Source organism: Bradyrhizobium diazoefficiens, from assembly GCF_016616885.1.
GTDB classification, from domain to species: Bacteria; Pseudomonadota; Alphaproteobacteria; order Rhizobiales; family Xanthobacteraceae; genus Bradyrhizobium; species Bradyrhizobium diazoefficiens_F.
In genome coordinates this window covers 7,532,631-7,545,528 of record NZ_CP067102.1, presented here as the reverse complement: position 1 = coordinate 7,545,528, position 12,898 = coordinate 7,532,631, and the positions used below count along the sequence as shown (strand labels likewise).

Sequence of the window (12,898 nt, the reverse complement as noted above, 5' to 3'; positions counted from 1 at the left end):
ATAACCAATTTATGCCGCGACGACAGTCTCGCGCGGCGACACTGCTGTGCCAAGCAGCCGCGTCGCGTCGGTGAGATGCACGAGCTTGCCGGCTGATATCACCGTGACCAGCCGCGGCCGCTGCGGCGTGCTGTCGTCGACCAGCAGGATGTCGGCGCGATGGCCTGCGGCGAGCGTGCCGCGATCGGTGAGGCCGGTTGCTTGCGCCGGTGCCGACGAGATCAGCTTCCAGGCCTCCGTCAGCGGCAGCACGCCGTCGGCGGCAAGGCGGAACGCGGCGAGCAGCGGCGCCGGATAGTAATAGTCGGAGGCCAGCACCGAGCAGAGCCCCTTCGCGATCATGTCCGAGGCCTTGGTCCAGCCGGTGTGGCTTCCGCCGCGCACGACATTCGGTGCGCCGTAGACGATGGCGTCGCCATGATCTGCGGCTTCGCGCGCCGTCTCCTCGTTGATCGGAAATTCGGCGAGCGTCACGCCCATGGCACGAAAGCCCTGGCGCATCGCCGGGGTCGCATCGTCGTGCGAGAGCATCCGCACCTCGGCGGTGCGGGCGGCAGTAGCGAGCCGGGCGATCGAAGGCGGAACATCGGCTGCGCGCGAGACAATATGCGCGACGAGCTTGTCGAACTCTTCGCTCGACAGCCCCGTGCGCTCCACCATGCGGTTGCGCTTGCGCGGATTGGAGATGTCGGCAACGACCCCGTCCATGTGGTCGTTGAAGGCGAACAGGTCGACGCGCCCCTCGGCGAGCCATTGGCCGATCTCGGCCTCGGCGTCGAGATTGTAGGTCTCGTGCCGCAGGTGAAAGCGGGTGTCGGCGGCGAAATGCGGACGCTGCCGCTCGATCGCCTCGAGCAGACGCCTTGCATTGTCGCCGCTGCGCAGGCCCGGCTCCCACGACCAGGTCGTGGCGTGGAACACCGTGGTGATGCCGTTGCTGATGACCTGGCGATCGGTGTCGGCCAGCGCGACGTCGATCGGGAAATCGACGCCGGCGCGCGGCATCATCTGCCGTTCGAAGGCGTCGCCGTGCAGATCGACGATGCCCGGCAGCACCAGCAGGTTGCGCGCATCGATCGCCAGCCGCGCGCGGCCGCGCGATGCATCGATCTGCGCGATGTCGGTGCCCGATACTGCAAGGGAGGTTTCGGCGAGCTCGGAGCCGATCAGGGTCCGGCCACCCTCGATGAAAATGTCTGTCACGCGACCGCGCTTCGTTTGCTGGCAGAGGAACCTGCCCCTGCTTCGTATGCCGTCAGGAAATCTTCAATCGAGAGCTTGCGGAAATTTGGCAGCGCTTCACGCAATTTGTCGTGATCCCAGTCCCACCATGCCAGCCTGGCAAGCCGTCCGGCAGCCTCTTCCGAGAACCGGCGCCGCACGATGCGCGCCGGATTGCCGGCGACGATGGTATAGGCCGGCACGTCCTTGGTGACGATGGCGCCGGCCGCGATCACCGCGCCGGTGCCGATGTTGCGGCCCGGCAGCACGATGGCGCCATGGCCGATCCAGACGTCATGGCCGATATGGACGTGATGCTGGCGCCGCCAGTCGAAGAAATCGGTGTCGTCGCTCTCGCCCGGAAAGTAGGCGCTGGAGCGGTAGGTGAAGTGCGCCTGCGTAGCGCGATGCATCGGATGATTGCCCGGATTGATTCGCGTCATCGCCGCGATCGAGCAGAACCTTCCGATGGTGGTGTAGGTGATCTGTGCGTCGTTGACGACGTAGGAGTAATCGCCCATCGTCACTTCGTGCAGGATGGTGCGCGCGCCGACCTCGGTATAGGCGCCGAGCCTGGTCTCGTGCAGCTTCGCCATGGGATCGATGGTCGGTTGGACCGAAAGCACCTTGGCCATGCTGCATCCAAGAATTCGAGGGCGGCCGCCCGTCATCGAGCGGCTTGATGACAATGTCATGACGACGCGATGACAGGGGACGAAGTGCGTAGGATCGCCGCACCGCGGTCCACGTGTCACACAAGTGTCAAGCGCCAGCGTTAGCGGTGGGTCCCAGCTACTCTGGAGCCCTGCATGCTGGTGGTGGAAGGTCTGACGTGCCGCTTCGGCGCAAAAGCCGCGGTGGACGACGCTTCGTTTCAAATCTCCCCCGGCGGCTTCGTCGGTGTGATCGGGCGCTCCGGCGCCGGCAAGTCGACGCTGTTGCGGACCATCAACCGTCTGGTGACGCCGACCCAGGGCCGTATCCTGTTCGACGGCCTCGACGTCACCGCGCTGCGCGGCAAGGAGCTGCGGCAGTGGCGGGCGCGATCTGCGATGATCTTCCAGCAGTTCAACCTGGTCGGCCGGCTCGACGTGCTGACCAATGTCCTGATGGGACGCCTTGCCACGATGCCGGCCTGGCGCTCGTTGTCGCAGATCTGGCCCGAGCAGGACAAGGCATTGGCCATGTCGGCGCTCGAGCAGTTCGACATCGCTTCGCTCGCCGCCCAGCGCGCCGACCAGCTCTCCGGCGGCCAGCAGCAGCGCGTGGCGATTGCCCGCGCCCTGGTGCAGCAGCCCGACATCATTCTTGCCGACGAGCCGATCGCTTCGCTCGATCCGCGCAACACCAAGATCGTTATGGATGCGCTGCTGCGCATCAACAAGCACTTCGGCATCACCGTGATCTGCAATCTGCATTCGCTCGATCTCGCGCGCAGCTATTGTGATCGCTTGATCGGCATGGCGCAGGGCCGCGTGGTGTTCGACGGCGCGCCGTCCGCGCTGACCGACCTTGTCGCGCGTGAGCTCTACGATCTCGAAGCCGCCGACGTCATGGGCGGCACTCCTGCTCCGATGCCCGAGGGCGTCCCGGCGCTCGGAACGGCGGCCGCCGCCTGAGCCCGCGTCGCACCTGTTGAATGTCCTATTTTGCGTCAACCGACCCCAACCGATGAAGAGGGTATCATGATCACTCGCAGACTGGTTCTTGCCGGCGCCGCCGCGCTCGCGTTCACGACTTCGGCCTCGGCCGAGGACTGGAAAGCCAAATATCCCGAACTGACCTTCGCGGTCATTCCGGCGGAAAACGCCTCGGGCGTTACCGAGCGCTGGGCGCCGTTCATGAGCTATCTCTCCAAGGAGTTGGGCGTGAAGGTCACGCTGCGCATCGCCAACGACTACGCCGCGGTCATCGAAGGCCAGCGCGCCGGCAACATTCACATTGCGAGCTACGGCTCGGCCTCGTTCGCCCGCGCCCGCCTGACCGGTGTCAAGACCGACGCCTTCGCCAACGACATCAACGCCGACGGCTCGACCGGCTACTATTCGGTGTTCTTCGTCAAGGCGAACAGCCCGTACAAGAAGGTCGACGATCTCAAGGGCAAGAACCTCGGCCTCGTCGACCCGAACTCGACCTCGGGCAACAACGTGCCGCGCTTCGAACTCGACAAGATGGGCATCCCGGATGCCGACACCTATTTCAGCAAGGTCGTCTTCACCGGCAGTCATGAGAACGCGATCCTGGCACTGGCGCAGGGCACGGTGGATGTCGCCGCCAACCAGTGGACCAGCGATGATGATTCGACGCTGGCGCAGATGCTGACCAAGGGCATGCTGAAGAATGCCGACGGTTCGCCGATGAAGAAGGACGATTTCCGCATCATCCACAAGTCGGCGCCGATCATCAACGGCCCCTACGCCTACAACTCCGACCTGCCGGAAGAGGCCAAGGCGGCGATCGCCAAGGCGTTCTTCGACGCGCCGGCCAAGGACAAGGCTGCCTTCGACCGCCTCCAGGACGGCCAGAAGAAGGGTTTTCATCCCGCCACCACCAAGGACTGGGATGGCACGATCGAGCTGATCAAGTTCGTCGATGCACTGCGTAAGAAGAAGGCGTCCTGAGTTTTTGGGACGACGCACTGGAGCCGGGTCGATGGACCCGGCTCTTTCTCTTTTGACGGGTCCTCTTTGACCAATGACCATCGCGGTTTCGATCCTTCCCGAGCAGCAACTGGCGACGCTCAATGCCGCTTACAGCCAAGCGGTTGCGCGCAGGCGTTGGCGTCTGCTGTTCGGAGCCGCGGTGTTCGCCGCGGCGCTGCTTCTCGCCGCGGTCGGCGCGGAGGTGAACCTACGCACGCTCTTCACCCATTTCGGCAACTTCGTCAGCTATTTCGACCGCATCCTCACGCTCGACGGCGGCCAGCGCGTCTGGACCGATGTTGGCGAGTGGCTCTGGGGCTGGCGCAAATGGCTGAAGATGCTGGGTGAGACCCTGCTGATCAGCTATGTGGGGACGCTGACTGGCGCCGCCTTTGCTTTTTGCCTGAATTTCTTTGCCGCCGAGAATACATCGCCGTCGCCATGGCTGCGCTTCGTGGTGCTCCGCCTGCTTGAATTCGCGCGTACCGTCCCAGGCATCGTCTTCGCACTGATCTTCGTCATCGCCTTCGGCCTCGGGCCGATGGCGGGCGTGCTGGCGATTGCGATCCACTCGACGGGCGCGCTCGGCAAGCTGTTCTCGGAGATCGTCGAGAATGCCGACATGAAGCCGGTCGAAGGCATCCGCTCGACCGGCGCGAGCTGGCTGTCCTGCATGCGCTTTGCCATCGTGCCGCAAGTGACCGCGGGCTATGCCAGCTACGCACTGCTGCGCTTCGAGATCAATGTCCGCGAAGCTTCTGTCATGGGCTTCGTGGGTGCCGGCGGTATCGGCCAGGAGCTCGTCGTTGCCATCCGCAAATTCTATTACTCCGACGTCAGCGCCATCCTGCTCATGATCATCGTCACCGTCTTCATCATCGACATCTCGACCGGATGGCTGCGTGGCCGCTTGTTCGGCAAGGAGGCGCGGACGTGACGATTGGGCCGCAGAAGGTCGATACCGCCGAGATTCGCGCACGTTATCCCGATGTGTTCGAGCGGCCGGCCTCGGCGCGGCTTGCGACGCCGGCGATGATCGTTGCGGCGCTTGGCATCTTCATGTACGGCCTGGTCGATCTCGACTTCTCGCCGTCGCGCTTCGCCGCTGGCCTCAGCCAGCTTGGCTGGATCAGCATGATGATGATCCCGCCCGATCCCGGCACGTCGCTGCCGATCTATCTGAAGGCGCTGGGCGAGACCCTCTCGATTGCGTTGCTGGGCACCACCCTGGCCGCCATCTTCGCGCTGCCGGTGAGCCTGCTTGCGGCGCGCAATGTCGTGCCGAACATTCTCCGCTTCCCCGTGCGCCGTTTCCTCGATTCGATCCGCGGCGTCGATACGCTGATCTGGGCGCTGGTGTGGATCAATGTGGTCGGGCTCGGCCCGTTCGCTGGCGTGCTCGCGATCGCGGTGTCGGATTTCGGCGCGTTCGGCAAGCTGTTCTCGGAGGCGATCGAAGGCGCCGACCAGAAGCAGGTCGAGGGCATCCGCGCCTCCGGCGGCAGCGCGCTGCACGAGATCCGGTTCGGCCTGATGCCGCAGGTGCTGCCCGTGATCGCGGGCCAGGTGCTCTATTTCATCGAATCCAACACGCGCTCGGCTACCATCATCGGCATCGTCGGCGCCGGCGGCATCGGTCTTCAGCTCGCCGAGCAGATCCGCGTGCTGGAATGGCAGAAGGTGTCGTTCCTGATCCTGATGATTCTGGTCGCGGTCGCCGCGATCGACTTCATCTCGGGCAAGCTGCGGTTTGCGATCATCGGCAGGCGCGCTGTGGCCTGATCAAAGGTGCGAACTCTCTTCCCTTCTCCCCTTGTTGTGGGAGAAGGTGGCCCTACGGTTCCACCAAAAACTCCACCCGCTCCGCCGCGAAGCGCGAGTGCTTGGTCACCAGCGGCTTGCCGTCGAGATCGAGGTCCGTCGCATCGACCACCAGGATCGGCCGCCCCAGCGGCAGGTCGAGCCGCGCGGCGTCGGTCGCATCGACGATGCCGGCGGTGATCCGGGTCGCGCCGCGGCGATAATCGCGGATCCCGTAATGCTCGAGCATCTTCGTCATCGAGCGCGTCGCGGCGAACACCGTGCCTGCGCCCGGAAACCGCTCCGCCGACAGCCAGGTGGTGGAGACGCAGATCGGAGTGCGGTCGGCGAGACGTATCGCCTCGATCCGCACCAGCGGTGCGCCGGTCTTCAATCCCAGTTCCCGCGCGAGCTCGCGGCTCGCGACATCTTCTGACGCCGCGATCATCCGGCCATGCGGCTCGCGGCCCTCGGCGCCGACGATCTCGGAGAAGCGCGTGCGCGAGCGCAGCGGATAGGCGAGCTTCTGCGCCTCGACATAGGTTCCGCTGCCGCGCTCGGCGCGCACGATACCGCGTTCGGCAAGCGCCGCCAGCGCACGCCGTACGGTGTGGCGATTGACCCGGTAGGTCTCGGCGATCTCCATCTCGCCCGGCAATTTGTCGCCTGCGGCAAAACGGCCGTCGGCGATGCCGCGCTCGATGCCGTCGGCAACGAGGCGCCACAGCGCGACGCCCGAAGAGGCGGTGTCCTGCATGCTCATGTCGGTGGCCAGCCTAGCCCGAAAATCACAGCTTTGTCACGAAACAGTCATGGCGTTTCCGTATCAAGTTGTCTACTATCATAGACAACTTGAATTCGGCAAGGTCGGTAAGATTCGGTGACCCAGCACAACACGCAGCAAGCCCAGCGCCAGGCCGCCATGGCCGTGCTGGCGCACGCGGAGGCAGGCGAGATCGCCGCCCGCCTCCGCACGATCCCCTTGCCCGGCCATCAGGATCTGCGCGAACCGGAGAACGGCCTGGTGATGCTGCGCGGCCGGGTCGGCGGCGACGGTGCGCCGTTCAATCTCGGCGAGGCCACGGTGTCGCGCGCGGCGGTGCGGCTTGCGAGCGGCGAGGTCGGCTTCGGCTACACGCTCGGGCGCGACGGCGAGAAGGCTCGGCTGATTGCCTTGTGCGACGCGCTGGTGCAGTCGCGCGATTTTGGCGGACTGGTGGAGCGCGACGTTATCGCGCCGTTGCGTGAGCAGCTTATGATTCGGCGCAAGCAGGCGGCGGAAGAGACCGCAGCGACGAAGGTTGATTTCTACACCATGGTGCGCGGTGAGGGGTGAGGCCATGACCACGATTGCGGAACTGCCCCCGGGGTTCGTCGACAAAGTGTTGTCGGCGCAATCGACTTTTCGCTCGGTGATGGACGCGATGGCGCGGCCGGGCTCGGTCCAGCGCATCGTGCCGATGGCGGGAACGCCCGCGACGATGATGCGCGGCACCGCTGCGATCGCGCTGACGCTGTTCGACCATGACACGCCGCTCTGGCTCGATGCGCGGATGTCGGAAAGCTCCGACGTCCTGAAATGGCTCAAGTTCCACACCGGCGGGCCGGTGATCCAGGATTCCTCGATCGCAGCCTTTGCGCTGATCAGCGACGGCGGCGCGCTGCCCTCGCTCGAGCGCTTCGCGCTCGGCACCAACGAATATCCGGATCGTTCGACCACGGTGATCATTCAGGTCGACAGCCTGGACACAGGCCGCAGCTTCGAGCTGCGCGGCCCCGGCATCGACGGCATCGCAACGCTGCAGGCGTCGATCAAACCGTTCGACCTGTTCGAACGCCTGCGGTTCAACGAGACGCTGTTTCCTCGCGGCATCGACGTGGTTCTGGTCGCCGATGATGCCATGGTCGCGATTCCGCGCACCACGCGTGTCATGAGCAAGGGAGGCTAGAGGCATGTATGTCGCAGTCAAAGGCGGCGAACGCGCCATCGAGAACGCCCATCGCCTGCTCGCCAATGCGCGGCGCGGCGATCAAAGCGTGCCGGAAATCTCCTTCGACCAGATCTCGGAGCAACTCGGCCTCGCCGTCGATCGCGTCATGAGCGAGGGCTCGCTCTATGACCGTGAGCTTGCTGCGCTGGCGATCAAGCAGGCGCGCGGCGATTTGATCGAGGCGATCTTCCTCGTTCGCGCTTTCCGCGCCACCTTGCCGCGCTTCGGCGCCAGCGAGCCGGTCGACACCGGCGCCATGCGGGTGCGGCGGCGGGTGTCCTCGACCTTCAAGGACATTCCCGGTGGCCAGATCCTCGGGCCCACCTTCGACTACACCCATCGCCTGCTCGATCCCTCGCTGGCCGAAGGTTTTGTGCCGGAAGCGCCGGCTGTGACCGAAGCCTCGACGGCGCCGACGCCGCGCGTGACCGACATCCTGGGCCGCGACGGGTTGATCGAAACCTCGCCGCAGGCCGACGACGGCGCCAGCATCGGCGATCTCACCCGCGAGCCGCTGAACTTTCCCGCGGACCGCGATTTGCGCCTGCAAAATCTCGCACGCGGCGACGAAGGCTTCCTGCTGGCGATGGGCTATTCCACCCAGCGCGGCTACGGCCGCAACCATCCCTTCGCCGGCGAGATCCGCTTCGGCGAGGTCGAGGTGGAGTTCGCTGCCGAAGACGTCGGCTTTGCCGTGCCGCTCGGCTCGATCGAACTGACGGAGTGCCAGATGGTCAACCAGTTCAAGGGCTCGGCAACGGAAGCGCCGTGCTTCACCCGCGGTTATGGCCTTGCCTTCGGCCAGAGCGAGCGCAAGACCATGTCGATGGCGCTGGTCGATCGCGCGCTACGCGCCCGCGAGCTCGGTGAAGAGGTTGGGGCCCCGGCGCAAGATGAAGAATTCGTGTTGTCGCATTCGGACAACGTCCAAGCGACCGGCTTCGTCGAGCATCTGAAGCTGCCGCATTATGTCGACTTCCAGTCCGAGCTCGGCCTGCTGCGCAAGCTCCGCAGGGAGTTTGCCGAAGCCTCGAGCGAGGCCAATGCGCCCGATGCCATGAAGGAGGCCGCGGAATGAACGCGCCCGCCTACAATTTTGCCTATCTCGACGAGCAGACCAAGCGGATGATCCGCCGCGCGATCCTGAAGGCGATCGCGATCCCCGGCTATCAGGTGCCGTTCGCCAGCCGCGAGATGCCGATGCCCTATGGCTGGGGCACCGGCGGCGTGCAGGTGACCGCCGCGATCCTGGGGCCGCAGGATGTGCTGAAGGTGATCGACCAGGGTTCGGACGACACCACCAACGCGATCTCGATCCGCAAATTCTTCGCCAAGACCGCCGGCGTCGCGACCACGACGTCGACGGACGAGGCCACCGTGATCCAGACCCGCCACCGCATTCCCGAGACGTCGCTGCACGGAAACCAGGTGCTGGTCTATCAGGTGCCGATCCCGGAACCCCTGCGCTTCCTCGAGCCGCGCGAGACGGAGACGCGGCGCATGCACGCGCTCGCCGAATACGGCCTGATGCATGTGAAGCTCTACGAGGACATCGCCCGCTTCGGTCACATCGCGACCGCCTACGCCTATCCGGTGAAGGTGAATGCGCGCTACGTGATGGACCCGTCGCCGACGCCGAAATTCGACAATCCCAAGATGGACAATTGCCCGGCGCTGCAATTGTTCGGCGCCGGCCGCGAGAAGCGCATCTATGCGATCCCGCCCTACACCCAGGTGGTGTCGCTCGATTTCGAGGACCACCCGTTCGAGCCCTACCGCTTCAACGCGCCCTGTGCGCTGTGCGCCGCCGAAAATTCCTACCTCGACGAGATCGTCACCGACGACAAGGGCAGCCGCATGTTCGTCTGCTCGGACACCGACTATTGCGAGGGACGTCAGGCTGCCGGTCATCACGGTGCCCTGAGTGCTGCGCCCTACAAGGACAAGGCGCAGGGAGGAGCAAATGGCTGATCAGGATCTGCTCGAAACCGATCAGCCGTTGCTGGTCGCGGAAAGCCTCAGCAAGTCCTACGGCCGCATCGCCGCCTGCCGTGACGTGTCGTTCTCGCTCTATCCCGGCGAGGTGCTGGCGATCGTCGGCGAATCCGGCTCCGGCAAGTCGACGCTGCTGCAGCTCCTGTCAGGCCAGCTCGCGGCAAGCGGCGGGCAGGTGTCGTACCGGATGCGCGACGGCGTCACCCGTGATCTCGCTGCGCTTGGCGAGGCCGAGCGGCGGCTCTTGTTCCGCACCGACTGGGGTTTCGTGCACCAGGATCCGGCGCAGGGCCTGCGCATGGCGGTCTCGGCGGGCGCCAATGTCGGCGAGCGGTTGATGGCCGTGGGCTGGAACCACTACGGCCGCATTCGCGAATCCGCCTCCGACTGGCTCACGCGCGTCGAGATCGACGTCGCGCGTATCGATGATGCGCCACGCACCTATTCTGGCGGCATGCGCCAGCGCCTCCAGATCGCGCGCAACCTCGTCACCGGGCCGCGGCTGGTGTTCATGGACGAGCCGACCGGCGGGCTCGATGTTTCAGTCCAGGCCCGCCTGCTCGATCTCCTGCGCAATCTCGTCGCCGAATTGCATCTGGCCGTCGTCATCGTCACCCACGATCTCGCGGTCGCGCGCCTGTTGTCGCATCGCGTGATGGTGATGAAGGGCGGCCGCGTCATCGAGACCGGTCTGACCGACCAGGTGCTGGACGATCCGCGCGAGCCCTACACCCAGCTCCTCGTCTCCTCGATTCTGCCGCCATAAGCTTTTCAGCATGAGTTTACCGATGACCGCCATGATCGACATCGCCGACGCCAACAAGACCTTCACGATGCACCTGCAGGGCGGCATCGAATTGCCTGTCGTGCGCGGCGTGACCTTCCACGTCGAGCCCGGCGAGTGTGTCGTGCTGTCGGGGCCGTCAGGTGCCGGAAAATCGTCGATCCTGAAGATGATCTTCGGCAATTACCGCTGCGACTCCGGCAGGATCGGCATCCGCCATCGTGGTGAGGTGATCGACCTCGCCACCGCCGAGCCGCGGCAGGTCCTCAACGTCCGCCGCGCCACCATCGGCTATGTCAGCCAGTTCCTGCGTGCGGTGCCGCGGGTCGCCACCATCGACGTCGTCGCCGAGCCCTTGATCGTCAACGGCCTGACGCGCGCCGATGCGCAGGCACGCGCCGGCGAGCTGCTGCATCGTCTCAACATCCCCGAGCGTCTCTGGCAGCTTCCGCCCGCGACCTTCTCCGGCGGCGAGCAGCAGCGCGTCAACATCGCGCGCGGCTTCATCTCGGATCTGCCGATCCTGCTGCTGGACGAGCCGACCGCCTCGCTCGATGCCGCCAACCGCGCCGTCGTGGTCGCGCTGGTCGCCGAGAAGAAGCGCCAGGGCGTCGCCATGGTGGCCATTGTCCATGACGACGAAATCCGCCATCTGATTGCCGACCGCATCGTCGACGTCACCAGCTTTGCCGCCGCGGCCTGAAGGAAGCCAAGAACATGAAGCCGAAGGATATCGTGATCGCGAACGCCAGGATCGTGTTGGCTGACCGGGTGATCGAGCAGGGCTGGCTTGCTCTGGTGGACGGACGCATTGCCGAGATCGGCGAGGGCAGGGCGCCCGCGGGCGCTGACGATGCCGGCGGCGACCTGATCATGCCCGGCCTGATCGAGCTCCACACCGACCATCTCGAAGCGCATTATGTGCCGCGCCCGAAGGTGTTCTGGAATCCGGTCGCCGCCGTCGTCTCCTATGACGGCCAGCTCGCGACCTCAGGTATCACCACGGTGTTCGATTCGCTCCGGGTCTGGCGCGAGGACGGCGCCGAGGAGGTCGATGGCCGTGCCGGCGTGCTCGCTGCCGCGATCACGACCGCACGCGACTCGCGCCTGTTGCGCGCCGACCACTTCCTGCATCTGCGCTGCGAAATCCCGATGCCGAGCGTGGTCGAGGAAGCCAAGGAGCTGATTGACCGGCCCGACGTCAAGCTGATGTCGCTGATGGACCATACCCCCGGCCAGCGCCAGTTCCGCGACGAGGTCAAGCTGCGCGACTATTATCGCGGCAAGGGCGGTGGCAAGACCGATGCCGAGCTCGACGAGCTGTTCGCAAAGCGCTTCGAGTACCAGAAGGCCTATGCCACGACCAACATGCGCCAGATCGTCGCGCTGGCGCATCGGTACAAGATTCCGCTCGCAAGCCATGACGACACCACCGAGGAGAACGTGGCGGACGCCGTGCGTGATGGTGTCGCGGTGGCGGAATTTCCGACCACGATCGAGGCCGCGCGCGGCCTGCACCAGGCCGGCATCGACATCCTGATGGGGGCGCCCAACGTCGTGCGTGGCGGCTCGCATTCCGGCAACATCGCCGCGGTCGATCTCGCCCGCGAAGGCCTGCTCGACATCCTGTCGTCCGACTACATCCCGTCGAGCCTGCTGATGGGCGCGCTGCAATTGCCCGAGCATGCGCCGTCGATCAGCCTGCCGGCGGCCGTTCGTACCGTGACGAAAGCGCCCGCTGATGCGGTCGGCCTTACTGATCGCGGCGAGATTGCAATTGGCAAGCGCGCTGATCTGATCCGCGTGCATGTCGCGGGCAGCGTCCCCGTGGTTCGCAGCGTCTGGCGCGAAGGGGGCCGGGTCGCATGAGCCAGACGGTCACGGCGGTCGAGGAGCAGGCGGGCGCGATCGGGCCCGGGCGACTGGTGCTCGTGGTCGGCCCGAGCGGTGCCGGCAAGGACACGCTGCTGCGTCTGGCGCAGGCGGCCTGTGCCGACGATCATGGCATCGTCTTCCCGCGCCGCGTCGTGACGCGCGCGTCCTCTGCCGACGAGGACAATATTGCGTTGAGCCCCGACGAATTCGCCCGTGCGCGCGATCACGGCGATTTCGCCGTGCATTGGGACGCGCATGGCCATTCCTATGCTCTGCCGCTGGAGATCAACGACGACATCCGCGCGGGTCGCGCCGTGGTCGTCAACGTCTCGCGCACGGTGATCGCTGTGTTGCGCGGGACCTACGCCAACGTCGTCGTGGTCGCGATCACGGCGCCGCCGGACGTGCTGGCGCAGCGGCTCGCTGCGCGCGCGCGTCACAGCGACGGCAATATCGCAGATCGGCTCGCGCGCAGCGTCGATGACGCATCGACCAACGCGGACGTCACCATCTTCAACGCTGGGAGCGCTGACTATCACAGCCGCCACCTCCTGCGCGTGATCAGGAACGAATGCTGGCACGAGTAAGCG

15 protein-coding genes are annotated in these 12,898 nt (G+C 65.5%); 12 read left to right on the top strand and 3 right to left on the bottom strand.

The genetic code is table 11. From position 1 onward, the window contains the following. Window positions 1–9: 9 nt before the first annotated feature. Both JJC00_RS35205 and JJC00_RS35200 read right to left on the bottom strand, forming a co-directional pair. Window positions 10–1,203, bottom strand: coding sequence for an alpha-D-ribose 1-methylphosphonate 5-triphosphate diphosphatase (locus JJC00_RS35205; RefSeq protein ID WP_200470315.1), 1,194 nt, complete (start codon window positions 1,201–1,203; stop codon window positions 10–12). Continuing rightward, on the bottom strand, window positions 1,200–1,856 hold the full coding sequence (locus JJC00_RS35200) for a chloramphenicol acetyltransferase (RefSeq protein ID WP_200470314.1): 657 nt from the start codon (window positions 1,854–1,856) through the stop codon (window positions 1,200–1,202). Before JJC00_RS35200 ends, JJC00_RS35205 begins: the two co-directional genes overlap by 4 nt. Before the next feature lie 174 nt (window positions 1,857–2,030). Between JJC00_RS35200 and phnC the strand changes: the two genes are divergently transcribed. The 4 genes from phnC (at window position 2,031) to phnE (JJC00_RS35180) (ending at window position 5,645) form a co-directional block, all read left to right on the top strand. Then, window positions 2,031–2,840 (top strand): phosphonate ABC transporter ATP-binding protein, encoded by an 810-nt coding sequence (phnC, locus tag JJC00_RS35195; protein ID WP_200470313.1) that lies wholly within the window; start codon window positions 2,031–2,033, stop codon window positions 2,838–2,840. Window positions 2,841–2,906: 66 nt separating this feature from the next. Then, on the top strand, window positions 2,907–3,842 hold the full coding sequence (phnD, locus tag JJC00_RS35190) for a phosphonate ABC transporter substrate-binding protein (protein WP_200470312.1): 936 nt from the start codon (window positions 2,907–2,909) through the stop codon (window positions 3,840–3,842). Window positions 3,843–3,915: 73 nt separating this feature from the next. Next, window positions 3,916–4,800 carry a phosphonate ABC transporter, permease protein PhnE gene (gene phnE, locus JJC00_RS35185; RefSeq protein ID WP_200470311.1) on the top strand — a complete coding sequence of 295 codons (885 nt, stop codon included), beginning with the start codon at window positions 3,916–3,918 and terminating at the stop codon, window positions 4,798–4,800. Between the two features lie 2 nt (window positions 4,801–4,802). Beyond that, entirely contained in the window at window positions 4,803–5,645 is an 843-nt protein-coding gene (gene phnE, locus JJC00_RS35180) for a phosphonate ABC transporter, permease protein PhnE (RefSeq protein WP_246774312.1), read from the top strand. Window positions 5,646–5,697: 52 nt separating this feature from the next. Here the strand turns inward: phnE (JJC00_RS35180) and phnF are convergent, their stop codons facing one another. Next, window positions 5,698–6,426 (bottom strand): phosphonate metabolism transcriptional regulator PhnF, encoded by a 729-nt coding sequence (gene phnF / locus JJC00_RS35175; RefSeq protein WP_200470309.1) that lies wholly within the window; start codon window positions 6,424–6,426, stop codon window positions 5,698–5,700. A gap of 159 nt (window positions 6,427–6,585) precedes the next feature. Here phnF and phnG point away from each other — a divergent pair, with 159 nt between their 5' ends. The 8 genes from phnG to phnN are packed head-to-tail and all read left to right on the top strand — an operon-like array spanning window position 6,586 to window position 12,895. Continuing rightward, on the top strand, window positions 6,586–6,999 hold the full coding sequence (phnG, locus tag JJC00_RS35170) for a phosphonate C-P lyase system protein PhnG (RefSeq protein WP_200474338.1): 414 nt from the start codon (window positions 6,586–6,588) through the stop codon (window positions 6,997–6,999). Between the two features lie 4 nt (window positions 7,000–7,003). After that, the gene (gene phnH, locus JJC00_RS35165; protein ID WP_200470308.1) at window positions 7,004–7,612 is read left to right on the top strand and encodes a phosphonate C-P lyase system protein PhnH; all 609 of its coding nucleotides are present in this window, start codon (window positions 7,004–7,006) and stop codon (window positions 7,610–7,612) included. Between the two features lie 4 nt (window positions 7,613–7,616). Further along, window positions 7,617–8,732, top strand: coding sequence for a carbon-phosphorus lyase complex subunit PhnI (locus JJC00_RS35160; RefSeq protein WP_200470307.1), 1,116 nt, complete (start codon window positions 7,617–7,619; stop codon window positions 8,730–8,732). Continuing rightward, on the top strand, window positions 8,729–9,625 hold the full coding sequence (locus JJC00_RS35155) for an alpha-D-ribose 1-methylphosphonate 5-phosphate C-P-lyase PhnJ (protein WP_200470306.1): 897 nt from the start codon (window positions 8,729–8,731) through the stop codon (window positions 9,623–9,625). The genes JJC00_RS35160 and JJC00_RS35155 overlap by 4 nt, the downstream gene beginning before the upstream one ends. Further along, window positions 9,618–10,415 (top strand): phosphonate C-P lyase system protein PhnK, encoded by a 798-nt coding sequence (gene phnK, locus JJC00_RS35150; protein WP_200470305.1) that lies wholly within the window; start codon window positions 9,618–9,620, stop codon window positions 10,413–10,415. Before JJC00_RS35155 ends, phnK begins: the two co-directional genes overlap by 8 nt. 22 nt (window positions 10,416–10,437) lie before the next feature. After that, window positions 10,438–11,136, top strand: coding sequence for a phosphonate C-P lyase system protein PhnL (phnL, locus tag JJC00_RS35145; RefSeq protein ID WP_200470304.1), 699 nt, complete (start codon window positions 10,438–10,440; stop codon window positions 11,134–11,136). 14 nt (window positions 11,137–11,150) lie between these two features. Further along, window positions 11,151–12,302 (top strand): alpha-D-ribose 1-methylphosphonate 5-triphosphate diphosphatase, encoded by a 1,152-nt coding sequence (locus tag JJC00_RS35140; RefSeq protein WP_200470303.1) that lies wholly within the window; start codon window positions 11,151–11,153, stop codon window positions 12,300–12,302. Then, window positions 12,299–12,895: a phosphonate metabolism protein/1,5-bisphosphokinase (PRPP-forming) PhnN gene (gene phnN / locus JJC00_RS35135; protein ID WP_200470302.1), complete on the top strand. Its 597-nt coding sequence runs from the start codon at window positions 12,299–12,301 to the stop codon at window positions 12,893–12,895. Before JJC00_RS35140 ends, phnN begins: the two co-directional genes overlap by 4 nt. The last annotated feature ends 3 nt before the right edge of the window (window positions 12,896–12,898 follow it).